Below are 26,645 nucleotides of genomic sequence, written 5' to 3' on the forward strand. Positions count from 1 at the left end.
CAGTGGCACTTCACCACCGACGACGCCCGCATCAAACTCCGCCACCTATATCCCACCACCTAGCGGCGACGGTCTAGTAGCCGCTGCGTTGCGCCCCGCGATCCGCCCCAATGTCACTGCCGATCCAATGTGGACACCTCCGAGTCCCATCGCGGCGTTCATGGTTCCTGCGCAGTCGCCCGCCGCATAGAGCCCGGGAATCGCAGCTCCGTCCTCGCCGAGCACTTGAAGGTCTAAGTTGACTCGAGCGCCCCCGTTTGTGTTTCCGATTCCGACCGTGATCGGGATAACCGTGAAGGGCGGCGTCTCGATCCGCGCTCGGTCGAATGGAAAGGTCACACGACCAAAGTCGGGATCCCGGTCATCGGCCGACGACATCAGTCTATTCCACTTTTCGACCGTTTCAGTTACTGCGTTCGGATCACATCCGATTACCCGTTCAACTTGCTCTAACGTTGCAAGTTCTTTCGGACGGCCTGACAGTTCTGAGATATGCTGCCTGTTTCGCGCCGCCGCAGTTGCGTCGTATAGATAGTATCCGATCTCGCCAGGCTGCTCCCTCAATGCCGCAACCCGTTCAAGGTAAGGGCCCGCTTCGTCGAAAAAACGACGTCCCTCGCCGCTGATCGCAATGCAGTCTTCCATGAAACGGGAAGGTCCCTCAAGATACTGGGGGATCAGATCCATGTTCACGACTCCAGCACCCACCTCTTGCATCATCAGGATGCCGCTGCCGTCGGCAGTATCTAGTCCCACGTACGGGGCGTAGGGGTCATCGAGTGGCCGATACTTACGACGCATATCCGGGTTTGCGGAAAATCCGCCAGCGGCAACTACGACGGCCTTTCTCGCGCTTACTCGAACTTCCTCGCTCCCTGAGGAGATGAGCACACCGTCCACGCGACCACATGGACCGACAGTCAACTTGGTCGCCGACCGACGGAGCAACGCCCTAACCCCGAGAGCCTCGAACTCGCCTTCGAATGCCGTCCGGAACTCAGTCGGATCCGTCAGCGTAAGGAGCCGCGGGGTCGTGTGCTGTCGGGGTCGCGGGATGATCCTTTGAAATCTAATCCCGATATCGACGAGAAACTGGTACGCATCCGACGACTCGGTCGCATACCTCTTCGCGAGATCCAGATCGAATTCAGGATGAAAAGAGGGTTCAAGAGAACGAACCTCGCGTTCCATGTCGTGGACGAATTTCTCAACACTGTCTTGCACGCCAATTTCGCTTTGAAAGGGAGTGCCGGAAAGTGCTACGTATCCAGTTGAGAAAGCGCCGTTACCGCCTAGTTCGCCTGTCGTCTCGACGACAATCACACTTGCGCGTCCTCGGGCCGCTTCAATGGCCGCGGATCCGCCAGCCGGTCCAGCGCCGATGACAACAACGTCGGCAACTAGCGTTTCGGATTGCATGGTAGTTTCCTCCTTAAGATCGAAATGAAACAGTATTCTCTGCTGTGCTATTGAGGCTCAGTAAATCTAGTTCTATTTTACGGACGTCCGGGCAATGTGGGACTGCGCGCACTCGAGATCATTGTCGGCCGTTCCGGATTGCTGTGCGGTTCGCGCGAAGTCTAATCGCTCAGCCTTCTTAGCTTAGGTGGATTCGGAGCGCGCCCGAGGCCCGAGGTGAATCGACTTTTGGACTTCGACTCGGTTGCGTTCGACTTTGACCGCGAGATCATCGAGCGGGGCATCGTTTCGAAAGTGCTGCCGTCGACCTGCGTTGTTGGAGGACGGTGGGACAATCGATCCTGTGTTCGTGCGAGGCGCCTGTCCTATAGGCGGCGATCGCCGTGATCGGGGAACTCGCGGGCTCAAGGGCTATCCGGACTCGCCGTCCGACTGATAGACACCGGCAGGCTCGACTTGTAGACGTACAGCTCAGACAACGCATCAAGGTGATCCAGTGAGGTCGTCATCATCGGCCACTCAACCAGAAACTGTGAGACGAGTTCACGGTTCGTCACTCTAGCTGAGTGGAACCTGTCGGTCGAGATAAAGTTGCAGGATCGAGGCGGCGGTTCTGCGAAGCGGCCTTGTGTAGGCCGACAAATCGTGGTGGGTGCGGTGATGACGGTCTTGACAAGGCAATCTGCCGGGAAAGCTTGCCTTCTAGACGGTGGAATCGTCGGGGGGAGTTTGCTACCGTCTCGACTGGGACGATCTATCGTGCTGCCTCATCTGGCGGGACACTGGCGGCGGCCTCGGTTCTGGTTATCGGAATCGGCACTCAAGGTGACGGAAATTGAGTTCCACGGCGGCTAGCGTGAGAGGGTGTGTGCATACGGGACAGGACATTCCACGGCTGGCGGATATTCAGGCGATCAGGGAACTTTCGGCGGTTTACAACCGGGCGGTAGACGACGGAAGCGTCGACACGTTCGTGTCCATCTTCACCGACGACGGACGGTTCGAGACGGTTGGGCCGAGCGGTCCGATCGTGCGAGAGGGCTGCGAAGCGCTGAAGGAAGTGGCGGCCCGTCCGCGGCGTCAGCAACTGCATACGACTACTGATGCCGTCGTGACCATGGATGGCGACGAAGCGAAGCAGATATCCGCTCTGGCCTGCTTCAAACGGTCGCAGAACGCCGGTGAGCCACCGTCGATTGGTTGGTCACTACGAAGATGAGTTGATTCGAACCGATGAGGGATGGAAGTTCACGCTGCGGCGAGCAACAGCCTGGTTCTAGACGGAAATGTGACCTCAGGTAGAACCCACTTTTTACCTCAGGCCGAGATGAAGGAGCACACAATGGATTCGAACTTTCCAAAGGTTCTGCCTGTCGGTCGTGATCTCACCGCGCAGCAGAAGATTGCACTCTCCGCGCGAATGATCTCCGACGCGCATATGGCACTGGATGTGGCCGGCCACATCACAGAGATGCGCGACGATGGAACGATGCTGTCGACGCCATATGGGAAGTGGTGGTTTGAGCTTCAAGCCTCAGACATGCTCCTTCTCGATGCTGACGGACGCGTTCTTGAAGGGAATCTAGACGTCACGCCCGCGATTCACATTCATACCGAGATCCATCGTCGCCGCCCGGATGCCAAGGTAATCATTCACAACCATCCGCACTATTCGACACTCCTTTCTTCACTTCACATGATCCCGGAGATAATTGAGCAGCAGGCAGTGATTTTCGACGACGAAGTCGTGTTGTTCGACGAGTTCACTGGCGGTATCAATGACGTTGAGAGCGGTCGCCATCTGGCCGACACGGTCGGTGAAAGAGGAAACGTGGTGCTTCTCGCGAACCACGGCCTTCTGACTTTCGCCGAGTCCATCGAAGAAGCGACGTATCGATTCTTTTCGTTTGAACGATCTTGCAAGTTCAACTACGAAGCAATGGCCAGTGGCAGGAAGCCGATTACGGTGCCGGAGGCCCCGCGTCGTGAGATGAAGCGAATCATGAAGAAGTACAATCACTTCTACTTCTGGAACGGTGCCGCTCGCCAGGTATTGGCAAATGGTGATGCGGTTCTGGATTGAGCAGGGGTTCGACGCGGCTTACGTGACGCTGCCTCATCGCGAGCGAGGAAGCGGCTGGGCGTGAATATTGCGCGGTGTGGTCCGTCTCCTTACTCCACGAGAGCATCAGATTGGCTTCCCCTGCAGCGTTTTCCGATTTTTCGACAGGGGAGTGCACCCGTCGTAACGTTGGCGGAGGAGAGCCTGCACACCGCGTGTTGCGACCGTTGAGCTGTGCGCCCAGCCGTCGGCATCGACTGACAGTCGGTGCCGACCCCGGCGTTTTCGTTCAAGCCGGCGTGCGTGCGTCGACCTCGGTGCGCAAAACTCAGGATCTCTTGGTTCTTCGTAAGACACGTAAGTCAAGTGCACGCCGCCGTCAATTTCATTTAGGCTCGGTCGGTTGAGACATGTTTCGCACCGGCTTGCCATTCGGACTGCTGACGGTGTGGACCAGAGCGCCGTCTGGGAGACATGGGGCCCTGCGCGTGGCTCCGCAGAAATGTTGTGCGGCGCAATGGACCAATTGTCGCATCTGCCCTGGAACATATGAACTATGTATGGAGAGATGACTATGGAACTGATCGGTGGTGGCACCATGGGTGCAGGCATCGCCGAGATGTGCGCACATGCCGGTAGCGACGTCCTGGTGCTTGAGATCAAGCAGGAGTACACCGACGCCGCGCAGCAGCGCATAACCTCGTCCGACTCCCGTGCTGTCGCCAGGGGCAAAAGCACCCAGGAGGATGCTTTCGCCGCGGCCGCCCGCGTACGCCTCACCCTGGACATTGAGGAGTTCGCGGATCGTGACCTCGTCATCGAAGCTGCCCCAGAGATCGAGTCGCTGAAGCACGAAATCTTCGGCATGCTCGACAAGATCGTCAAGCCGTCCGGCATCCTCGCCACCAACGCGTACTCGATCCCAGTGATCAAGGTAGCGGGCGCCACGGAGCGTCCGCAACAAGTCGTCGGCGTACATTTCTTCAAGCCGGTGCCCGTGACGCCGCTGGTGGAGATCATCTCCACCCTCGTCACGTCCCCGGCGACCGCCATCGCGGTCACCGACTACGCGAAAAACACCCTGCGCAAGAACACCGTCCAGGCCGGTGACAGCGCCAGTTTCATCGTGAACGCGCTCCTCGTCCCGTACCTGTGCCAGGCAGTGCGGATGCCTGAGTCGGGTTACGGCCTGCGCCGAGGGCATCGACGAGGCGATGAAGGGCGGCTGCGGCTACGGCTACCCAATGGGCCCATTCAGCCTCCTCGACACCGTCGGCCTCGACGTCGCGCTTGCGGCAGCGGAGTCGCGGTACGCCGAGTCGCACCACGCCCCGCCGGCGCTGCTGCGCCGCATGGTCGACGCAGGCCGACTCGGCCGCAAGACTGGCCGCGGCTTCTACACCTACTTATAGGCGCTAAGCGTTCGGTCGAAGGGCTGTCCGCGAGGGCCTCCAAAGGCCTCGATCGCTGCATTCACCAAGACATCGGCGAAGGAACTTTCAGCTTTTGGCATCACCGTCAACGCCATCTCGCCGAACGTCACCACGCGGATGACTGTATCGACCTCCGACGGGAGGGCCGAGCTCGCCGACTCGATCTCACGGTTCGTCGAACCGTCCGATATCGCCGCCGCGGCCTGCTCGCGTCCGACGAAGTTGGATACATCGCCGGCGTTTGTCGTTCTGGTCGATGACGGCGTTGCGAAGTGGCAAACTAACCCAACCGTAGGAGAACAATTGTGAACATCCTCAACATGTTTCGTCTCGACGGACACGTGGCGATCGTCACCGGGGCTTCCTCCGGGCTCGGGGTCGCATTCGCCGCAGCCCTTGCCGAGGCAGGGGCGGACGTCGTACTTGCTGCGCGTCGCGCCCACAAGCTCGAAGATACAGCTGAACTCGTACGTTCAACTGGTCGTCGCGCGCTGGTCGTCGCGACTGACATCGCCGATCCGGACCAGTGCCAGGAACTGATCAGCGTTGCGATCGCCGAGTTCGGGCGGATCGATGTTCTCGTGAACAATGCCGGTGTTGGTACCGCGGTTCCGGCGACACGTGAGGCCCCCGACGAGTTCCGATCGGTGATCGACATCAACCTCAATGGTTCGTACTGGACGGCACAGGCCTGTGGCAAGGTGATGAAGCCGGGTAGCTCTATCATTAACATCTCCAGCGTTCTTGGCCTCACCACTGCAGGACTTCCACAGGCAGCGTACAGTGCCAGCAAGGCTGGTCTCGTCGGTCTGACCCGCGATCTCGCGCAACAGTGGGGTGGGCGCAAGGGGATCCGGGTCAACGCCATCGCCCCGGGATTCTTCGCCTCCGAAATGACGGACCAGTACGCCGACGGGTACCTGGACGCCCTCGCACCGAGAATGACCCTCGGGCGTCTGGGGGATCCGGTCGAACTCGCCGCCGCTCTGGTCTGGCTGGCGTCGGACGCCGCTGGATATGTAACCGGCCAAACGATCGTGGTCGACGGAGGTGTGACAATCTCCTGAAGCAGAGCGCGGAGCTCTTCAGGTCCGCTTGGACCTGCTCGATGATCGCGTGCCCGCGGTGGACCTTGTCCGCGGCCACGGTGTCCAGGACGGCCGGGTCGGTGGTGGTGAAGAACGCGTGGAATCGCCAGGTGTCGAACAACGTGCTCTGACCGTCGGTGTGCTGGGGTTCAGGTCGGGGATGCGGCGCACCACCAGCCGGCCCGGTGTCCGTTCGGAGGCGAGCCGGGTGAAGGCGGTGAAGTCGATCTCGGCGACCTCAGCGCGGGAGATCCACCGGCCGGTCTGTTCGTCGTAGACGGCGTCGGTGTAGTCGATCGGGATCCACGCATCCTCGTCGATGGCGGTGATCCACGATTTCACCGTCGCGGTCATCCGCACGGTGACCGAGACGTCGGCGCCAGCGCGCACCAACACAGACCCCGGTGACACCTGCGGGCGCTGGTGGCGGACAGTCGCGAGGGCGTCGCTGACCATCCGGGATGCCCGCCGCGGGGATCCGCAGCCACCGCGGCGCAGGCGTTGGCCGACGATCGCCGCGGCCTTCACCGGGCGTATGGGAAAGTCGCACCCTAGAGATGCTCTTCGTGTTGATTGAACTAGTTCTGTGAGGAGTCCAATTCTTTCAGCACGCAGGGGCATCTCGACGTTTCGACTCACCTTCCCTGACACCACATCGGTGGACCCAGACTTGAGCCCTGCGTCGTTCACGTCATGTCACGTCTCGGCTTGGCGGTTGGCTATGTGCGCTCCGCGATGAGGCATTGATGAGGTCGGCGTTGGTGAGTGTCGAGGGTGTCGCGGTGTGTGCGCCGATGCCGGATAGCGATCGCGCATTAGGTGCCTCTCGGTCGACGGGTGTGGGTGTGAGGACCATCCGGTCATACCTTCGCGGACGATGACTCTGTGTTGCGCTCCCCTGGAGTCGCTCGACGAACGCAGACCTGAGAGGGTCACGAGCACGTCGGGCGGCAGAAGTCCGTGAGACTAATAGATCTATTGACTCATTTGCGGAATGGTTGGATGGTTTCCTGCGTTGCGCGCCGTGACGCAGCGGTTAGTGGCAAACTGACTGAGATTGCGTGAACGCCTGGGGTCGCGGACCGGCGACGTCTCGGGTCTGAACTGTCATGGCAACCGCGCCATCCCCTCCGGACTCGATCACGCTCCGCGAGCCGCAACCGATTCCCGAGTGGCCGGGTCAACGCCGAGCATTGCATCCTCCTCCAACACCGGGCTTCATCAGCTCCGACGTGCAAACGAATCACGCGCACGTGCGAAAGGCTCCCCGAATCTCATCGCTGCCAGGTTCAAGGAGGCAACGGCGTCGGCTTCTTTTCATGCGCGCCGGGAGGCGTTCGGGGATAAGTGAGACAAGGAGTTGCGCAATCCCTGCGTCGAAACCGGTTGTTGACCGGCGACGCCGGAACCTCTAAATTACTAACTAATAATCGTTTGTGTCATAGGGCACATCCAGCGATCAATGAGACATACGCCCATCCGGCCTGGATGGCAAGCATTTGGCGGTGGCAAGGAGCGGCAATCAGCATGGCTCGTATTCGAGGTTTCGGAGAGGATCACGGCCTAGAGCGCGTCTGCTGTTTGCGGACGCGGTGATGAATGACGAAGGCGGCGAGGAGTACGCCACCGAGGTGCTCAGGTCTCCATGACAATTAGGGAGATGCGACATGTATGAACACAGTATCAATCGAGCCCTGGTCAGTGTGGGGTTGCGGAGTTGACATCCACCCGGGTGTGCCCAGCCTGTCTCGGCATCGACGGCCTGTCGTGCCGGACATCCACGATGCTCGCGGTCGAGCAGGTCTGTCGACCCGTGTTCGAACCGTGAAGGAGAACTGGGCCCGATGCCGATCATGGGGCAGTAGCAGCAGATCTGGGCACGCTGAGGCAAAAGCTGGGCCCCTGACGTGAAGGCGGCGCTGCGCGGGGCCGGGTGCATCGTGGTGCGGTCGTCGCGTCACCGACCTGAGGTGCTTCCTGTTGCGATCGGTGGCCCCGAGCGGGCGGGCGGCCTCGTGAAACGCAGGATGATCGCTGGTGGGCCGATATATCGCCACCAGGCAAGTACGTGAGACGATTACGCCAATCGTTTCACATCTCACCTGAACTGGGATAGGGTGTCGGACAGACGAGATGTCAAGGTCTCTGCGGATCGTCAAAGCTGGCGCGCCGATGTCCGGTCGAGGTGAACTGAACCCACTAACGGAGGTAATGTGAAGGACTACCGAGCAATTGAAGTTACGCAGAGTGGCCAGGTTGCCACCATTCGCCTGCGTTCGTTGACGGAACTGTTCAAGCTCGACCCCCCCGCGGATCCGCACATGGACATTCCGCTGGCGCTTGAGGAATTGCGATCCGACAACAGCGTCCGCGTAATCGTGATTACCGGCGAGACAGACGGGGAGTTCCTCGTTCCACCCTCCCTTGAGTACTACAAGTCAGGTCGAGCGACATCACGTCTGGCGAACCCGAATGGTGCATGGAATGTCGGCACCGGCATCGTACGTACCCATCAGATGATGACCGAGATCGAGAAGCCGATCATCGCAAAGGTGAACGGCGACGCGATCGGCTTCGGTCAAAGTATTCTCTTCAGCGCCGATTTCGTCATCGCGCGCGACGACGCGGTTGTTGCCGATGGGCACCTGAGCATGGGCGATGTAGTGGCCTCCGACGGCACCCGGACCGGCACACCGTTTGGCGTTGCTCCTGGAGACGGCGCGGGAGCCCTCATTCCGCTCTTCATGACCCCTCCGTTGGCCAAAGAGTACATGATGCTCTCGCGATCACTCTCCACCAAGGAACTCGCCGAAGCTCGAATCATCAACAGGGCAGTCCCGATTGCAGACCTCGACTCCGTGACGAACGACTTCGTCGACGGGCTCCTGCGTCGCTCCGCATTTGCACTCGCGTGGACGAAGAGACTGCTTAATCGCCATGTCGCGACGCAACTGAACCAAACCCTTGACGCCGGCGTCGCATACGAGTTCCTGAATCTTGCCCAGATCGCCCACACCGGGCTGGACGGGGACCCCTCCACCCTCGGCTGAAGTGATTGTGAGATTCGTGAGCACCCTCAGCACGCGCTCACGAATCAACAACCTGTCTGCTACCCAGAACCTAGGACCTCCAATGAACGTCAACTTCCCACGGGTCGGGTCACCCGGATGCAAGCGGCCACGCCGAGCGCGGAGCCTGAGCACGTATCGCGATAGTTCTCCAGTAGGAGTCAGCTCATGACCGTCGAACACACGTCGCCGAGTACCCCGGACCTGGCATCCCAATTGGCCCCCTACGGGCCTGATTTGGTCGCTCGCTACCAGACCTCAGGCCTCTGGTCGACCACCGAAACCGTCGCATCGATCTTTGCAAGAGCGACATCAGAGCGTCCAGACGCGCTGGCGGTGGTCGACTCTCTCGGTGGGCAACTGACATGGGCGGAGGTCGGCGACCGCTCCGCAAGACTCGGCGGTGCCCTTCAACGTCGAGGAGTTGCGAAAGGCGACGTCGTCGCAGTTCAGATGTCGAATCGCGCCGAGGCAATGGTCGCGGTTGCGGCGATCGCACGCATTGGCGCAGTGGTGAATCCGATGGTTCCAGCGTTCCGACGCGGTGAGCTCACCTACATGTTGAACCACTGCCATGCCAAAGCGCTGATCGTCCCTGGCGTCTATCGAAAGTACGACCACGACGAACTAGGAATCGAAGTATCACGCGACGTTCCGTCCCTGGGAACCGTCATCTCGATCAGCAACACCACGCGTGAGGGAATCGAGACCTTCCAGGACCTGATCCGCGAGGAACCGGGCCGGGATGTGGCGGTGTCACCCAGCGATCCCACATGCGTGATGTTCACCAGCGGCACAGAGGCGGCGCCGAAGGCCGTGGTCCACAGTTCCAACTCGATGTTGGCGAGCTTCCGCCAGACGGCTCGGCTCCTCGATCTGGACGAAACCGACTGCGTGTTCATGGCCTCACCCTTCGGGCACGGAAGTGGCTACGGGATCGGCACGCTCATGACCGCACTGATCCGCGGGACCCTCGTCTTTCAGGCCGAATGGGAACCGTCGTCGGCCGCCGAACTGATAGCGCGCCACCGGTGCACATATGCGCACGGGTCCACGCCCTTCCTGCAGGAGCTGAGCGCGCTCGAGAACGTCAGCCCCGAGCAACTGGGTTCCTTCCGATGGTTTGTGACTGGGGGAGCGTTGATTCCGGCGGGGTTGGTCAAGTCAGCTCGCGAACGCCTGGGGTGTGTCGTCCTGCGGCAGTACGGGCAGACCGAAGGCTTCATCACCTCCTTCAACCGCCCCACGGACGCGGATGAAGTACTTGCGTCCAGCGACGGCGCGCTGCTCCCCGAGGTGGAGGTCCAGATCCGCTCCGAAGACGGCAACGTTCTTCCAGAAGGGGAGGAAGGCGAATTCTGGATCCGCGGACCCCATCGTTGCCTGGGGTTCGCACATGATCCAGTGCGCACCTCTGCCTCTATCGACCCTGAAGGCTGGCTCGCCTCGGGCGATGTCGGAACTCTGGACGGTCGCGGACGTCTGAGCTTCAAACGCCGCAAGAAGGAAGTCATCAACCGGGGCGGCTACAAGTACAGCGCAGCCGAGGTTGAGTCGGTTCTTCTCCAACACCCAGCGGTCCAACGAGTGGCGATCGTTGCCATGCCCGACGCTCGGCTGGGAGAGAAGGCGTGCGCGTTCATCTCACCGAGAGGAACGTCGAGCATCGATTTGGCCGAAATCTGTCGCTTCCTCGAAAAGCACGGTGTCGCCAAGTACAAATGGCCGGAGCGGCTCGAAACATTGGCAGAACTGCCAGCAACATCGTCCGGAAAGATCCAGAAGTTCGAACTGGTCAAACTGCTCTCGGAAAGCAATCCCGCCCAGGCGGTTCAGGAAGACTCGCGGCAAGGGGCCACCCAATGAGTTCAACGATCCTCATCGAGCGCCAAGGTTCTGTCGGCTACCTTGTTCTCAATCGTCCCGCGAAGCTCAACTCGATCACTGAGAAGATGGTCACCGACTTCGGATTGGCCTTGAGCGAACTCGAGAGTGACCCAGATGTCAGGGTGATCGTGGTCCGCGGAGCTGGAACGTCCTTCTGCACCGGCTATGACCTCGACGAAAGCATCGATGCCTTCCTGCGTTTGGGGCTGGAAGAGGACCTTGAGTGGATCGAATGGCAAGAGCAAACGTTCGAACAACTCTGGCGATGCAAGAAGCCCACCATCGCTCAGGTTCACGGCTACTGTTACGCGGGCGGTGGAATCGTTGCGGGATTCTGCGACATCATCGTCGCGGCGGATGACGCCCAGTTCGGACAGACCCAGCGCATCGGCTATCCACCCGAACTCTGCTTGTGGCCGATCACCATCGGTCCCCGCAAGACGAAGGAACTCTTGTTTGCCGGCGCATCCGTCTCCGGCACACAGGCGCACGAAATGGGTATGGTCAATCACGCCGTACCGCTGGATGAGCTCGAGGGCTTCGTTCAGAAGCTCGCCGGAGAGATCGCGCTCACCGATCCGCAGATTCTGCGATACCAAAAGCGGCTCATCAACCAGATCTACGATCAGATGGGCTTCCGCGAGATGATCAACGCGGGGGTACTCATGGATGTTCTCGGACATCGATCGAACGCCATGCAGAACTTCGTTCGGGTACGCGACGAACAGGGGTTGCGTGCCGCCATCTCGCTCCGGACGCACTCTCCGGACAAGCGACCTGATCCGTCAACTACAGCAGACTCGTAGCAGATTTTGATCGCCGGAGTATTCAGGCCGAGCATGCTGTCTGGGCACTTGAGGTCTTTTCTGGTTCTTCGGCTGCCGGGGTTTCGCCCAGGCGCGACAGCCGGAGAACCAGAGGCCTCGTCCCTGGTCTCGGGTCGCGACCTCTGGCGACAACTGTTGGCGAAACAGCTCGACAAGGCGCCCCGCCGTGCCGAAATCTGCGGGCTTCGGGCTGGTGACGGTGGCGCCGGGACTTGCGGAGCGAACCGGTCTCGAGCCTGTGGACATAGGACTATCCGGTCTGCGCCGTGCTTTAAGTCGAAGCGCGCCGATAGAAGCGGCGCGAAGCCACCGTGCTCCATGCCCCCAGTTTGGGGGTGGCGCAGATACCAGCCGGCGGCGGCCGCTGCTGAGCACTGCAGCGTCTCGGAACATCGCCGCGCCAGCGTGACACCAGCTCGCGCTCATTCAATTGCATCGGATGCCCGACGCCGAGGTGCCGATCTCGAATAAATGTCCCATCCGCAACACCGCTCGTTCGGTGCCGTCTCAGGGACAATCTAGGACGACGTGTCACATCGCGCAGTGAGACATATTGCTGGAATGGCGCATCCGCAGCGACGCGATCACCGCGGGCGACCAGCTCGGCGTCGCCTGGCCGCGAATGTGTGTTGGAACGAAGAACGAAGACTCTGGTTCTCTGCGAATCGGGCTGCATCACCCTGCGAAGATCGGGCCTGATCACGGCCACCGGGAAGGGCTGTCAGGCACGAAACAACCGTCCAAAATTGAGGATGGTCCAGTGAGACGGATACTGCTAAGGTTTCAGAAGGTTTGATGTGACGCGCGCCATGCTTCGCAGCGTCACTCGACTTCAAGAGGTGCGTATGTGCGGCCATTCGCCGATGTGCATGGGATTCAGGCCACTGACCGAGTCGCCACGCGAAGCGCCCCTCATTTACCGGACGATCTGAGCCCGCAAGGGTGGCTCGATAAGAGAATTGGGGAACACGTTGAGCGTTCAGGAACTGTTGATAGGCGTTGACGTCGGCGGCACGTTCACCGACTGCGTCATCTTCGAAGGAAAAGCATCTTGGCGAGCAAAGGCCCCGACGACATCGGAAGACCTCGGCAAGGGCGTTCTCAACGCAGTAGGGCTGGCGGCTCAGCGCCGCGGGCTGCCGCTTGAAGAACTACTGCCGCGCGTGGCGCGGTTCGGATTGGGCACGACTGCTATCACCAATACCCTGGCCTCACGGACCGGTCGCTCGGTCGGATTGCTGACCACCGCAGGCTTCGAGGAGATGATGCTCGCCGCGCGAGGCGCAAAGGTGATCGACGACGAGGGATGGTTGCACACACCAGCTCTACTGGAGCGCAACATGGTTCTCCCCGTCGTTGAACGAATCGACCGCAACGGCGAGATCGTGTCCGTGCTCGACGAGGATTCCGTGCGCGAAGGCGCCCGGATCTTGGTGGAGGAGCGCGGAGCCGAAGCCATTGTGATTTCGTTTCTCTGGTCCGTCCTTAACCCACAGCACGAGCAGCGCGCCGCCGCGATTGTCCAGAAGATGTACCCGGATCTACTCGTCGTACAGGGCGCGGACCTTCATCCCGTCGCGCGCGAGTACGAACGAACCACGTACGCCGTCCTCAACGCCTACGTCTCCGGCCCCTTCGCGGGAATCGAACAGCTCGAAACACGCCTCAAAGAAGAGGGAATGCAGGCGCCGCTCCTGGTCGTTCATTCAGGTGGAGGCACCATCTCCGTTCCTGAGGCGCGTCGGCTTCCGCTGCTGCTGGCGTTGTCCGGACCGGCCGCCGGCGTGTCGGCGGCAGCAGCGCTCAGTGAATCCGCAGATATGCCTAATCTGCTCACTGGTGACATGGGCGGCACCTCTTTTGATGTTTCGGTTGTGAGGGCCGGCGCTGCCGCCAGGAGAGCGCGTGGCGATCTCATGGGCGTCTGGACTGCCTTGCCGATCGTCGATGTCCAGGCGATCGGTGCTGGTGGCGGCTCGCTCGCGTGGATCGATGACCGCGGAATGCTTCGGGTCGGGCCGAAGTCGGCGGGGGCCGTGCCCGGACCAGCTTGCTATGGGCGTGGCGGTACGCAGCCAACGGTTACCGATGCGCTCGTCGTACTGGGCTACATCTCGCCTGAGCATTTCCTGGGCGGCGGCTTCCATCTCGATGCAGACGCAGCACTGCAGGCCTGTCAAACTCTGGCCACAAGGCTAAACATGACAGCTCAGGAAGTGGCCTGGGGTATTCGCGAACTGGCGTTGTCGGGTATGACGCGAGCGATGCGCGGACGCATTGCATCGCTCGGTCTGAACCCGACGACGTTCGCAATCCTGAGCTATGGGGGCAGCGGCTCGCTCTTCACTCCCGACATTGCTTCGTCCCTACACATCCCGCGCGTCGTTGTTCCGGACCTCGCCTCGGTCTTGTCGGCGTCGGGGGCAGCGACGGCCAACGTACGCCGAGAACGCCTCCGGAACGTGCTCAGCCCCATGCCTGTTCCCCTCGAGAGTGTTTCCACCTCCATGGCGGAGCTGGAAGAGCTGTTGCGCAGCGATCTGACCGCTGACGGAGTCAAGGCCGACGATGCCACTATCACATTCGAGGCCGACCTCCGGTTCACCAAGCAGACCCACGAGCTGTCGATCGCCATCCCAGCAGGACCCTTTGACGACGCGGCTCGGGACCGGTTGCTGGAAGGCTTTCTCAGCGAGTACACCCAGCGGTACGGTGGCGGTTCGGTCGTGCTCAAGACTCCGATCGAGGTCGTGTCGATTCGAGGCATCGGTGTCGGGGCACCTGTGAGTGATAGTGGAAATGCGCACAGTCGAGCGACTTCGAGTACGGAGACCAGTATCGCGGTTCCCGACGGTACGAGGGCGGTGAAGATCGATCGGGCGAAGGACCCTGTGGATGTGGAGGTCTACGACCTCAGCAAGCTCGACCCGGGTCAAACACTGGCTGGGCCTGCCCTGATCGATTCGACCGACACAACGATCTGGGTACCGAACAATTGGGCTGCCAATCTCCGCGCAGACCGCACGCTCGTATTGGAGGCAAGTGAATGAGTACTTCGCTGGAGAATGTCGAGATCGATCCCATCAGCCTTGAGATCTTCCGGTCGCGGGTCGAGTCGATCGCAGAACAGGGTGCCTTGGTAATCGAGAATACCAGCGTCGCACCCGCGATCACCGAGTCGAAGGACTACTCCGCGACGATCACTGATGCCGAGGGAAGGCTCATCGTCGGTGGGGGGTCGGTTCGCATGCACTTCTACGGCGTGTGCGAATCGGTCCAGGCGACCATCCGCCGTTTCGAGGGGACGATCGTCCCGGGAGACGTCTTCTTCTGCAACGAACCACATCTCGGCGGCGGATTGCACCCGCAGGATGTGGCGATCCTTCGCCCGGTCTTTGTCGATGAGGAACTTGTTGCGTGGGTAGGTGTTTCAGCGCACATGATCGACATGGGCGGCATGGTTATGGGCTCTTTCGCCCCGCAGGCCACTGAGTGCTACCAGGAATCGATTCGGTTCCCTCCAGTGCGGATGTTCCGCGATGGGCATGACGTCAGTGAGTTCTGGGACGTACTGCTGAACAACGTCCGCATGGCGGACCTGGTGGAAATGGATCTGCGCGGGTTGGTGGCCGGCACCCACGCCAGTGCGAGGGCGTTCGCCGAACTGGCCAGAAGCATGGGACCGGAGACGTTCAACAGCAGCGTGCGAGGTCTGCAGGTCGCAAGTGAGCGCGAAATGCGCAGGCGAATCGGCGAGCTCGAGGACGGTGTCTACAGAACCAGCACATGGGTGGAATTTCATGAGGAGTTCTACTATATCCCGTGCAAGCTGACGATCACCGGTGGCAGTATGGAGTTCGACTACGAGGGTGCAGCGCCGCAGGTCAATCGGTTCTTCAACTCGAAGCCGTACATCATCGCGTCGGAGTTCATGTCCTTCTTCGTTGAGCGATTCACACGTGATCTTCCGTTCAACGGCGGGTTGTTCGCGCCGATCGAATTCAAATGTCCTCCCGGGTCCATCGTCAATTGCAACAAGCCCGCGCCGAACGCCGCCGGTCACATGCATGTCGCGCACCGCGCAGCGGATCTCGCCCTCCAAGCCGTCATGCTTGCGATCGCAGCCTCCCCCAACTCCTCTCTGAGAGAGTTCCTCGTCGGACCGGATGGCTGCCAGGGAATCGGTATCTCGCTCTTCTCCTGGGCTCAAGGCGACGGTCAGCGAGACGCGTACATCGCAATCGACGGGATGCTGGTCGGGGCCGCGGCAGGTATTGCGCGTGATGGCGGAGATCTGATGAGAAACACGCTGGGATACGAAGAGGAAGGAGCAATCCCGGATATCGAGGTTCTGGAATCCTGGTATCCACTCCTCTTCGCGGAACGTCGTGTTCGCAACGGGGTCGAAGGCGCGGGTGCACTCCGCGCCGGCGGCGGGGCGCAGATCCGGTGGCAGCCACATGGTGTGGACGAGATCGTCTGCACCACGCTGGCAGAGACCCAGTACATGCCGATACCCGGTCTCGGAGGTGGTTTGCCGGGCGCGGACACTCGTTTCACAGTGTTCCGGCAGGACGGCCCGCCCGAACGCCTGGACATCAACAGTGACGGGACCGTTATCCGTCCCGGTGACTTCTGGGAAATGCGCCTGCCGTCCGGCGGCGGCTTCGGTGATCCGCTGGCGCGTGTTCCGTCGGAGGTCGCTGAGGACATCAGGACTTCGCGTTTCGGTATCGACGAAGCAAGCGACGTGTACGGCGTGGTGCTCGACGCCGACGGAAATGCTGATCTCGGCGCGACTGAGATTCGGCGCGCGGAGATCCTGAAAGACCGTTTGGCGCGATCCGTTCCGCCTGTCTGCCGTCCAGAGAACGCGCCCCCGATGAATCCTTCGTCAGCGGTTCCCCTTTACTGGGGTGTGACGCAGTGCGAGGGTTACGCTTACAGCTCCGAGAGCGGAACCGTGCTTGCACAGGCGCCCAGGCATTGGTCCGATGGTTGCGCTGTGCTGGAAGTGAAGCGGGAGCAGCCCACCGGCGGACAACGAGTGGCGACTCGCAGCTACCTGGATCCGGCTACCGGGCGCGCGCTCCACGTCGAAACGGTGCTGGAGGGCGCCCCTAGGTCCTTCGAGATGGCACCGGAGCGCTGGACCTCGGTTGGCAAATGAACCAACATGATTCGACAGGCCCCGAAACCTACCGGACCGGCACAGGCGAGCTCCCGTGCCGTGTCGGATACCCCCACAGGAGGAACCCATGACCGCCACTGCTGCTTTGGTTCGCCACTCCGGTAAGTTCTTCATAGGCGGAGAGTGGGTCGAGCCGTCATCAGACGCCTCGATCGACGTCGTAGATTCCGACACCGAGACGGTGTTTCTCACTGTCGCCGAGGCGCAGGCCGCTGACATGGATCGGGCCATCTCGGCGGCCCGAACGGCCTTCGATGAGGGTCCCTGGCCGCGGTTCTCGCCGGACCGCCGTGCGGAGTACCTGCGAGGATTCGCGCAGGCGCTTCGGGATCGCGCCGGCGATCTCGCCGAGATCTGGCCGCGCCAGTCCGGGATTCTGCAGTCGGTGGCTACGGCCTATCTCCCGTCGGAGATCGGCAATTTGGACTCCTACGCAGATCTGGCCGGGACCTTCCCGTTCGAAGAGCAGCATCGGCCCTCTGCGGGAAGTGGTTTCGCTCTTCTTCGACGTGAGCCTGTCGGTGTGGTGGGAGCGATCCTTCCTTGGAATGGGCCGCTGAGCCAAATGATCCACAAGATCGGCCCAGCGCTGCTCGCGGGATGCACGGTGGTCGTCAAGGCCCCGCCCGAGGCCCCGGGGGAGACCTACCTCATCGCAGAGATCGCTGAGGAGTTGCAGCTGCCGCCTGGCGTGCTCAACATCGTTACCGCAGATCGAGAGGTGTCCGAGCGTCTCGTTCGAGACCCTCGGGTCGACAAGATCTCGTTCACCGGATCGACCGCCGTTGGTCGGAGGATTGCAACGGTCCTGGGCGAACGAATCGGGCGCTATACGCTTGAGCTCGGTGGCAAGTCGGCGGCGGTGATCCTCGAGGACGCGGACATCGAGGCTGCGGCCTCCAATCTGGCTGCAGCGCAATGCCTACAAACCGGACAGGTGTGCGCGTCGTTGACGCGGGTCATCGTTCCTCGCCGCCTCCACGACGCAGTCGCCGAAGCGCTGGCTGCCAACTTCTCCGCCGTGCGTGTCGGTTCTCCGTTCGATCCGGAGTCACAGATGGGCCCGCTCGGAATGAGCCGGCAGCGCGACAGCGTGGAACGCTACATCGCCAAGGGTGTCGCCGAAGGCGCGCGTCTGGTGACCGGTGGTGGGCGACCTCGGCATCTCGATCGCGGCTTCTACATCGAACCGACGCTGTTCGCGCAGGTTGACAACTCTCACACGATTGCTCAGGAAGAAATCTTCGGCCCGGTGTTGAGCGTCATTCCTGCCGACGATGAGGCCGATGCGGTCAGGATTGCGAACGACACCATCTACGGGCTGAACGCTGCCGTGTTCACTCAGGACGTCGACCGTGCTCAGGCCGTTGCCTGTCAACTGCGTTCCGGTACCGTTGGTGTCAATGCCTTCAAGGCAGACTTCGGTATTGCGTTCGGCGGGTTCAAGCAGTCTGGTGTCGGCCGTGAAGGAGGTCGCGAAGGCCTGCTGCCCTACCTTGAGGTGAAGACGATCCTCGGTGGCGATCAGGCCCCGACAGGGTACTCGTTGATCTGAGCAGGATGGATCAGCCCAAGTAGTAGAGGACGTATTCGAGGTGGTTAAGTGAGCGCTGGACAACAACTGGTCGCCGAACAGTCCATTTCGCCCGACTCGGGGGAGCACTGGGCAGTAGAGGGTTCGTGGAGGGTTGCCGACGGAATCACTCGAATCCCGTTGCCGTTGCCGTTGGACGGTTTGAAAGCCATCAACGTCTATGTTCTGGAGGCGGACGACGGATTGACCGTTGTCGACGGCGGGTGGGCGATTCCGGTCGCACGTGAGCAGTTTGCACGTTCGCTGAAGTTGATCGGAGCGACATTTGCCGACATTCGACGCTTTCTGGTCACCCATGTGCATCGCGACCACTTCACGATGGCGGCCGTCCTGGGGCACGAGTACGGCGCTGAGGTGATAATGGGCATCGAGGAGAAGCCGGCACTTGAACTGCTCCGCGACGCCTCGGCGCACGTCGGCCCTTTCCAGGCCGAGCTTCGGGCTGCCGGTGCGACAGAACTGGCCGACCAGTGGAGCCGGTTCGACGAGGATTTGCGGCACGATCCTTCGCACTGGGCCGAGCCCGACACCTGGATCCAGGGCGACGGCACCTGGAAGGTCGGCGAGCGGACGATCGACGCAGTGCACACACCGGGTCACACTCCAGGTCACTACGTGTATGCCGTTCGGGCTGAGGGTCTTCTGTTCAGCGGAGATCATGTTCTCCCGTCAATCACTCCGTCGATCGGTTACACGGTGTCGCCGGTCGACCAGCCCCTCGGCCAGTTCATGACGTCGCTGGCCAAGATCCGCGACCTGCCGGATATGAGGATCCTGCCTGCTCACGGTCCGGTGGCTCCGTCGACACATGACCGGGCGGACGAGTTATTGGCGTTTCACGAGTCACGTCTGGCTCTTTGCCTCACCTCCTTGCGGAATCGGGGACTCACCACCTCGTTGACGGTGGCTCGCGACCTGAAGTGGACACGGCATGAGCGTGCCTTCGACTCGCTTGACGTGTTCAACCAGGGCATGGCCGCCATGGAGACCAAAGCGCATCTCGAGGAGTTGGTCGCTCGCGATCTGGCTGCGGTGACCGATCTGGCCGGTCGCCGCGAGTTCGAGGCCATGGATTGAGCAGCTGATCGGTCGAACGGGATCATGCCTGAGATAAAGCGTGCCTGGTTTGTGTTCCGACACGAAACAGGCACGCTTCTGTCTGTCGAAGGGTGCAGGACCATCAGCTCGCTCTTCTCGCCGGGCCGTAGGAGCCCGCGGTGGTGGTGCACCTCGGCTGGTGTCCACGCAACCGTCCCGGTCGGCGGCGCAAGGGTTGCCGCGCGGCCAACCCTTCCGTGGGCGGTGTGAAGACCAGCGCTGCAGGGGTATGCCGTTGCGGGGCTCCGAGCTTCAGCGGTCCATGGTTTAGGAGTGATCGATCGATGGGCCCACCTGGATCATCCTTCTACGCAGCGCTTGTGAAGTGTCGTGCGGCGGAGTCGTTCCGCACGCACGTCGCCCTCGTCGGGTACGCACAGACCCGTCCCTGGAGTGCGCACGAGTGGCGCTTCGTCTCGTCGGCATCTGTTTGTGTCGTCTCGACTCGGCGCAGCTCGTCCAACACGGATGCTGGGTGCCGGACGCCATTCGTTTCCTTCGACTGGGCCCTTCTGTTCAACTCTTCTGTCCTGGTGGGCAACCGGACCCGAACGAGGTCTGCAATGCCGAGTCCACGATGGATGCTGGCCACGAGGAGATTCGTCGCCGCAGTTGGCGAGATGCGACCGCACATTACGTCCTCGCAGCGAGCGTGTTGGAACGGTGTCGATTGGCTGTTATCGGCTGGGGCGCAGTATTTTCGAGAATCGGTCAACGGCTCTCGATGAACTGACCGACGATTGACAAACCGTCCGATGGTCGGCAAAGTAGCACCGGTAAAGACTATCGAGAGGCATGGAGGAACTCCTGATGCTGACGGACAGTTCGCGGTGGCTTGCCGCTTGGGCGCGCAGGCATCCGGATCACCCCGCAATCGTCTACGTGGACGATGACGGCCGCGAGGAGACGGTGACCTATGCGGAACTCGATGCTCGCGCGACTGCGTTCGCACAGTTTCTGGCGCACCAAGGCGTCAGTCGGGGAGACCGAGTTGCGTGTCTCATGACGAACCGGATCGAGTTCATGGTGACGTTCTTCGGCGTGCATCGAGCGGGCGCAGCGTTCGTGTCGATCAACACCTTCGTGACTCCCCGCGAGATGTCTTGGATGCTCGGAAACACCGAGCCTGCCGCGGTGGTGTCGGAGCGCCACTTCTCCGAAGTGATTGCCAGCGTCCGACCAGATGTCTCGGTGGCGAGATGGGTTGGAATAGACGGCCCGCTCTTCGAGGGCTCACTAAATGCGAGCGTCCTTCCGGATTTCTCCGAAGAAGTCGAACTCCCAAACGTCGGTCCCGAAGACATGGCTCTCATCAACTTCACGTCCGGAACGACCGGCGTGCCGAAGGGTGTTGTGCTCACCCACAGCAATCTCGAGCATCTCGCCTACACCATGACCTTCACCTGGAACCTCGGGCACACCGACAAGGGCATTGTTCCCTTCCCGTTGTGCTTCACGGGTGCACTGGTGTCCATCACCTATCCGTGGCTGAGTCAGGGTCTCACGGTTGTCCTCACCAAGTCCTTTGACGCCGAAATGTATGTTCGGTTGATCGAGCGTTTCGAGGTCACGATCGCGCCGGGTGTTCCAACTGCATGGAACATGATTCGGACTACCTTCGGTGATCGCGTGTCAGCGCTGAAGTCGCTGCGATTCGTTGCCATCGGAGGTGCGCCGGTATCGGAGTCGATGCTGGGATGGCTGCAGGACAACGGGATTACCGCGATGCAGGGCTACGGGCTAACCGAGGCGGGTGGCTTCAACATCCAGCCGGACGGCGTTGAGGGTATCAATTCCCGTCCCTCGAGTGTCGGGAAACCGACCATCGGTGTCGAGGCAATGATCGCTGGTCCGGATCTTGAGCCGCTCGGGCCCGGGCAACAGGGAGAGATTGTCTTGCGCGGCCCGCTGATCATGAAGGAGTACTGGCGAAATCCGGAAGCCACCGCTGCCACGATCGAGCGTGGGTGGCTTCATACCGGCGACATCGGCTACGTCGACGAGGACGGCTACTACTACGTGGTCGATCGGCAGAAGGACGTCATCATCTCGGGTGGACTCAATGTGTATCCGGCCGAGGTCGAAGGCGTCCTCGATCGACTGGACGGAATTGCCGAGGTCTGTGTAATCGGACTTCCCGATCCGAAATGGGGGGAGCGCGTCACAGCGGTGGTCGTGCGTGACCCAGGTGCATCCGTAACCGCGGAGCAGTTAACAGCGCACTGCACAGTCGCGCTCGGTTCCTACAAGCGCCCCCGCCAGATCGAGTTCGTGGACTCGATCCCGAAATCGACCTCAGGCAAGTATCTCCGACGAAAGCTCCGCGAGGCTCTCGCTAGCGCTGCGTCGGAACAATAGTCTGGTAGTCAGATTTGAGATACCGCGGCGTGTGAATTACGCCTTTGGCTTTGCATAACCGGGACGAGTTGACGGCACTGGCGCGGTCGAAGACCGCGCCAGTGCCGACGTGGCGCGGCGAGCGCGGATGATGTTCCTTGTCGCCGGCTGAGAGATCAACCACACAGATCGCGCAAACGGAAGGGCGTCGCGGCCGACGCTGACCCTGTGGCGATGCCGGCAGAGCAAGGTGGAATCGACCGGTCTGGTCAACGCACCCCTGTTCGGGTCGGCCTCACACTGTCGACTGTGCGAAGGTCGTGGTCGCGTCGCTGGCTCCGTCGCCGAAGAAGCACTGGGTAACCCATTGGATCAGTCGACTGCTCAGCGTCCATCTGGGAGTTGACAACCACCCGGCCGCGGCGTGAGTGCAGTGTCAAACCCTGGCGCGGTCAGAAGTGCTGGGCCGAACTGGAACTCGCCGCCAAGGTCACCGGTATCGTCGGGTTGTGTCTCACGCCAGCGGAGAACGCAGGCGTGCTCTGTGTGGATTGGAAGTCGTGGATCCAGGCACTCGACCGAACCGATCCGATGCGGATTGGCTCAGTCGAGAAGCGCACCCATGACTAAGTGGTTGGGTTCGCAAATCCGTCGGGGGTCATGCCGTTTGTCGGGTTCGGTCGTGGTGGTCGAGTCGTTCGAGGCGTCGGTGCAGGTCCGCGGTGGTGTAGCGCCACTTGAACGGCACCGCGGTGGTGTTGTACCGGTCCTCGAAGTCGAGCAGTCGCCGTTCGACAGCATCGAGGTCTTCGAAATCGTTGGGCGAGAGCACCTTGCGTTGAATGATCGAGAAGTAGATCTCCACCTGGTTCAGCCAGGAGGCGTGCTTCGGGGTATGGACCATCACCGCGTTCGGATACCTCGCGGCCAGCCGATCGATCGCGGCCCGCCCACGATGCGAGGACTCGTTGTCGACAACCCAGAACACCCGCTCCGCAGAGGCGTACGGCTGCTGGCTCATGACCTGATCGACCAGCGCGGTGAACGGGGCGATGCCCATCGTGGTTTCACACCGGCCGAACACCTTCGCCCGGTGCACGTCGTAGGCCGCCAGATATGCCAACGCCCCACCACGGCGGTAGTCGTGATTGGCGCGCATCGGACGGCCTGGGCCGGCCGGCTGCGTGCGATGGCAGCGCCGGCGGGCCTGGATGGACGGTTTTTCGTCCGCGGAGATCACGTACTCGTCCGCCCCCAGTTCGACGCCGTCGTACCTGCGGGCATAGAGGTCGAGGACGACGGCCGCCTTGGTCTCGAACTGCGGGTCCCGGACAAAGATCCACGACTGGTACCGCCAGGGTTTGAGGACGTCCTGCGCGAGCCAGCGTCGGACCGTCGAGACCGAGGCGCTGATGCCGTCGATCAACAACTGCCGGGCCAACTCCGGGGCGCTCCACCGCGACAGGGGCACCTCATGCTCGGTGGGAAGCTGACAGGCCCATGCCTTCACTGCGGCGACCTGCGACGGCTGCCTTCACTGCGGCGACCTGCGACGGCGAATACCTCGGCGGGCGCCGGAGAACGGGGCGCGTCGGTGGGTCCTTCGATCCCCCGGTGATAGAACCGTGGACGGTTCGAGCACCTGGGTCGTGCCGTCCATGTGGACCACGACCGCGGACCAGGTCATCGCGAAGACAAACCGGCAAGACGCTTCGACCGCGGACTGCCGGTAGGGCACTGTTAGGCGCCGGCGCGGGTATCGACGCACCTACGGCAGTGGATCACCGAACCCGGCCTGCGGATGTGGTTCGGCTGGGGCCGCACATCGCCGGTGCCCGCTGGCACGCTTTTGCTCTTTTGCTCAGGTCAGCGGTGAGTCGGCAGGATGAACGATCGCGTGGCCGGACGCTCGAACGCCCATCCATGGCAGACGATCGCATGTATACCAGTCTCGCCCCCTGCCACGATGATGTTGAAGTTTTCAGGCTTGCTTGTCATTGGGACCATGTCGCCGCACAGGAGGTATCCCTCGCCGCTGGGGCTGCCATCGGCTGTCAGTCGCGAACCTCCGATCAACTTCTCCTGCCACTCCTTCGCGAACTCGCTCAGGTGCACTTGACTGTGCTCCCATAGGTACTGCTTCACATCGGAAAGGTCGTTGTATCCTGCGCGGTAGATGATATCCGCCCAGTTCGCGTTAAGCACGACGGTCATCGGCGCCGTACCGACGGTCAGCCATGAACCAGAAGTGGCCTTCATGCTGTTGGCGATGGCCATCAAGAACGATTCGGCGGAGAAGCTCCATGGATCGCCCACCTCGACGAAAGAGTTCGCGCTCAGCACCGTCACGCAGTTCTCGTCACGGTCGAACCCGCGCTGAACGTGCAAGGGTCCCCATGGGTTTCGCTCGTCCCACTCACCAATGCACATCGTGTATCGCATGGGAGACCCATGCGTCGACTTGCTGACGATGCTGGGCAGTGATCCCGCGATGTTGATCATCACCAGGCGCAGGGCTCTGCCGATGGTCGCGTTGGCCCGGCCTCCGATGCCGAAGCACTGAGCCCGATAGTTGACCCCGAGCGCGTCCCGAGCCGGCCCATTGATCACCAGAAAAGGGGTAATGGGGTTGGTGTTGACGCCCATGTCTTCCAGCCTGACCGCCGGGTCAGCTGCTGCCTCGACGGCCGCCAGCACCGCTGGAAAGTAGTCGGAGCTGCAGCCAGCCATGACGGCGTTTGCTGCAATGGCTTCCACGGTCGCCAGCCCCCCGCGGGGCCCGAGAGTCCCGATGTTCTCATCGCGCGCACGATCCACCGTCGCGAGCATCGCATCGACGCGCTCAATAGTCGGAGGAATCAGTGGCAGCCCGTCTCCGAGATTCGCCTGCTCCGAGAACTCATAGAAGCTCTCAGGGGAACCATCGCCGGTAAGGCGCAGCAACTGCGTTGTCATAGATGTGGTGACCTTTCGCGATGGGCGCGCATCGATTCTCTTCTCTGGCGTGAGTCGCTGGACGGCTCACGAATGCCGTCCGCCGGTGCGGGCCGGCGTTGCTTTTCAGTCGTTAGTGTGCAAACTAGATGGCCTTCGATGTCAGCGCCGACTCTATGTCCACCACGCGTTCGTCTGCGATCCTGACGAGATCACGCTCCTCCATCACCTCGTACTCGGCCGGCAGCGTGAATACCTGAACGTTGGGATAGTTGCGGTACTCAAGCGTCATCTCAGCCAAGGACTTGAAGCCTTCGGTGGCCACCACCAAGACCGGCAGTCCGCGGGCGGCGAGTTGCGCTGCCGCCGTCGCTACCTGCGCCGTGCAGGACCCGCAGTTTCCGAGACCAACCACGGCTGCGTCGACTTCCCGAACGATCTGGTCGTATCGCTCATCGAGGTACGGACGCTCATCCTGGTAGCGCTGGTGCTGGACGTCCTGGCCGGGGCCTGAGAGAAAGTTCTCCAAACGATCGCAGAAGTACTCCCAGCTACGCCAATTGCCATGAGTGACGATGCCCAAGGTCTTTCCTTGCAGCGTGGTCAGGGCGACGCTCTGCGTCTGTTCGACGACAGCTACCGAGCTCCGCGGGTCGATGATGGCGTAGCTCTCCAGAGTGGAACTGGTCAAGATGGTCTCCTTACATCCCGCGGAGAATGAGTACGAATCTCACACCGCTAGTGACAAATGGACCGCTTCATCTATGCAATGACCGATGGGTCAAAGTTAACTTCCGTCTCAATCACAGTCAAGGTCCGGACCCCGATATGGTGAAACTGGCCTACAGGCAGTGGAACTGGCGCCGAACTAACGATCGATCGTACGGCTTAGGGCGTCGACAGACGTGGTTGGCAGGACGCGAATCTCGGTGACTCATACGACGCCCTCGATGACGCTGGCGCTACTCGAGAACACGGCTGGCGTTGGGCGAGTCGGTGCTCTCGACCGTCCAGTCGCACTCTCCGGCGGCCAAACGCGCAGTTAGGGCAACCTGGACAGGCTGCGTGTCGCCGAGGGTTGCGACTACTGCGGCAAGCTCCGTCGGCGGCTTCGCGACCGGAGCACCGTCCTGCGCATTGCGGGCGTGGCATCGAACGCAGCGACTGCCTTGGCTGTCACTGGTGGGCGTTCGAAGGTGCCATCGCCGGCTCGCCTGTTGCCGACGACTGATCATCCGCTAAACGTCACGGCGAGAGCGTCATCGGCCTTCTTAGCCTTGCTGCCGTTTCAGGCATGTCTCACAAAACCAGCCTTATGAGACAGATATCAATTGGGTCTAGAAATGTCGTAGGAAGGGTGTGCTCGCAAGGCTGGTCGTGCTAGCGTCAAATGCGACGAATGAGATCCACGTCTCACTTGCGAAGGCGCGGATTCGGCGCCGGCCTCGCGGCTGCCCCTCACCAAGGAGAAGAATTTCCGGTGATCGAACCTGAGATCGGACGCCTGTCGGACGTCCAAACGATCCGTGCGCTGACGGACTGTTACAACAGGGTGGCCGACGACGGTGACACCGTCACGGACACCAAGATGCGCACGAACACAAGCTCTTTCGAGCCGGTCAATCTCCAGTGCGAGGTCACTCGTCGGCAGGGCAGCCGGAAGTTGCAGGCGTCGGCCTGCGGCCCCCGCGCCAACAGGTGCACATG

At 61.4% G+C, this 26,645-nt stretch carries 16 protein-coding genes and 2 pseudogenes; 13 read left to right on the plus strand and 5 right to left on the minus strand.

What is annotated here, in order from left to right; translation table 11 throughout:
* Positions 1-45: 45 nt before the first annotated feature.
* Positions 46-1,419, minus strand: coding sequence for an FAD-dependent oxidoreductase (locus P3H15_RS43675; RefSeq protein ID WP_276142995.1), 1,374 nt, complete (start codon positions 1,417-1,419; stop codon positions 46-48).
* An 868-nt stretch (positions 1,420-2,287) separates the two neighbouring features.
* Here P3H15_RS43675 and P3H15_RS43680 point away from each other — a divergent pair.
* From P3H15_RS43680 to P3H15_RS43700, 5 genes and pseudogenes are all read left to right on the plus strand, one after another.
* Positions 2,288-2,638, plus strand: coding sequence for a nuclear transport factor 2 family protein (locus P3H15_RS43680; protein ID WP_276142996.1), 351 nt, complete (start codon positions 2,288-2,290; stop codon positions 2,636-2,638).
* Between the two features lie 123 nt (positions 2,639-2,761).
* Positions 2,762-3,502: a class II aldolase/adducin family protein gene (locus P3H15_RS43685; RefSeq protein ID WP_276142997.1), complete on the plus strand. Its 741-nt coding sequence runs from the start codon at positions 2,762-2,764 to the stop codon at positions 3,500-3,502.
* A gap of 553 nt (positions 3,503-4,055) precedes the next feature.
* Positions 4,056-4,893 (plus strand): annotated as a pseudogene (locus P3H15_RS43690) (3-hydroxybutyryl-CoA dehydrogenase).
* A 51-nt stretch (positions 4,894-4,944) separates the two neighbouring features.
* Positions 4,945-5,223: a hypothetical protein gene (locus P3H15_RS43695; protein WP_346348847.1), complete on the plus strand. Its 279-nt coding sequence runs from the start codon at positions 4,945-4,947 to the stop codon at positions 5,221-5,223.
* Positions 5,220-5,981, plus strand: a complete 762-nt coding sequence (locus tag P3H15_RS43700) for an SDR family NAD(P)-dependent oxidoreductase (protein WP_276142998.1) — start codon at positions 5,220-5,222, stop codon at positions 5,979-5,981. Before P3H15_RS43695 ends, P3H15_RS43700 begins: the two co-directional genes overlap by 4 nt.
* A 7-nt stretch (positions 5,982-5,988) precedes the next feature.
* Here the strand turns inward: P3H15_RS43700 and P3H15_RS43705 are convergent.
* Positions 5,989-6,515, minus strand: a pseudogene (locus P3H15_RS43705) (IS1380 family transposase); the annotation flags it as partial.
* Between the two features lie 1,700 nt (positions 6,516-8,215).
* Here P3H15_RS43705 and P3H15_RS43710 point away from each other — a divergent pair.
* From P3H15_RS43710 to P3H15_RS43745, 8 genes are all read left to right on the plus strand, one after another.
* Entirely contained in the window at positions 8,216-9,052 is an 837-nt protein-coding gene (locus P3H15_RS43710; RefSeq protein WP_276142999.1) for an enoyl-CoA hydratase/isomerase family protein, read from the plus strand.
* A gap of 186 nt (positions 9,053-9,238) precedes the next feature.
* Positions 9,239-10,936 (plus strand): AMP-binding protein, encoded by a 1,698-nt coding sequence (locus P3H15_RS43715; protein WP_276143000.1) that lies wholly within the window; start codon positions 9,239-9,241, stop codon positions 10,934-10,936.
* Positions 10,933-11,763: an enoyl-CoA hydratase-related protein gene (locus tag P3H15_RS43720; protein ID WP_276143001.1), complete on the plus strand. Its 831-nt coding sequence runs from the start codon at positions 10,933-10,935 to the stop codon at positions 11,761-11,763. The genes P3H15_RS43715 and P3H15_RS43720 overlap by 4 nt, the downstream gene beginning before the upstream one ends.
* 992 nt (positions 11,764-12,755) lie before the next feature.
* Positions 12,756-14,834 carry a hydantoinase/oxoprolinase family protein gene (locus P3H15_RS43725; protein WP_276143002.1) on the plus strand — a complete coding sequence of 693 codons (2,079 nt, stop codon included), beginning with the start codon at positions 12,756-12,758 and terminating at the stop codon, positions 14,832-14,834.
* Positions 14,831-16,954: a hydantoinase B/oxoprolinase family protein gene (locus tag P3H15_RS43730; RefSeq protein WP_276143003.1), complete on the plus strand. Its 2,124-nt coding sequence runs from the start codon at positions 14,831-14,833 to the stop codon at positions 16,952-16,954. The genes P3H15_RS43725 and P3H15_RS43730 overlap by 4 nt, the downstream gene beginning before the upstream one ends.
* 88 nt (positions 16,955-17,042) lie before the next feature.
* Positions 17,043-18,530: an aldehyde dehydrogenase gene (locus tag P3H15_RS43735; RefSeq protein WP_276143004.1), complete on the plus strand. Its 1,488-nt coding sequence runs from the start codon at positions 17,043-17,045 to the stop codon at positions 18,528-18,530.
* Between the two features lie 159 nt (positions 18,531-18,689).
* Positions 18,690-19,646 carry an MBL fold metallo-hydrolase gene (locus P3H15_RS43740; RefSeq protein WP_276143005.1) on the plus strand — a complete coding sequence of 319 codons (957 nt, stop codon included), beginning with the start codon at positions 18,690-18,692 and terminating at the stop codon, positions 19,644-19,646.
* A gap of 816 nt (positions 19,647-20,462) precedes the next feature.
* The gene (locus P3H15_RS43745; RefSeq protein ID WP_276143006.1) at positions 20,463-22,025 is read left to right on the plus strand and encodes a class I adenylate-forming enzyme family protein; all 1,563 of its coding nucleotides are present in this window, start codon (positions 20,463-20,465) and stop codon (positions 22,023-22,025) included.
* A gap of 637 nt (positions 22,026-22,662) precedes the next feature.
* On the opposite strand, the gene P3H15_RS43750 is transcribed toward P3H15_RS43745, so the two are convergent.
* The 3 genes from P3H15_RS43750 to P3H15_RS43760 form a co-directional block, all read right to left on the minus strand.
* Positions 22,663-23,514 carry an IS630 family transposase gene (locus P3H15_RS43750; protein WP_276143007.1) on the minus strand — a complete coding sequence of 284 codons (852 nt, stop codon included), beginning with the start codon at positions 23,512-23,514 and terminating at the stop codon, positions 22,663-22,665.
* Between the two features lie 356 nt (positions 23,515-23,870).
* Positions 23,871-24,959, minus strand: a complete 1,089-nt coding sequence (locus tag P3H15_RS43755) for a hypothetical protein (RefSeq protein WP_276143008.1) — start codon at positions 24,957-24,959, stop codon at positions 23,871-23,873.
* Positions 24,960-25,083: 124 nt separating this feature from the next.
* Positions 25,084-25,629, minus strand: coding sequence for a hypothetical protein (locus tag P3H15_RS43760; RefSeq protein WP_276143009.1), 546 nt, complete (start codon positions 25,627-25,629; stop codon positions 25,084-25,086).
* Between the last annotated feature and the right edge of the window lie 1,016 nt (positions 25,630-26,645).

The sequence above is a fragment of the Rhodococcus sp. T2V genome (genome assembly GCF_029269925.1).
Lineage (GTDB): Bacteria > Actinomycetota > Actinomycetes > Mycobacteriales > Mycobacteriaceae > Rhodococcus_F > Rhodococcus_F koreensis.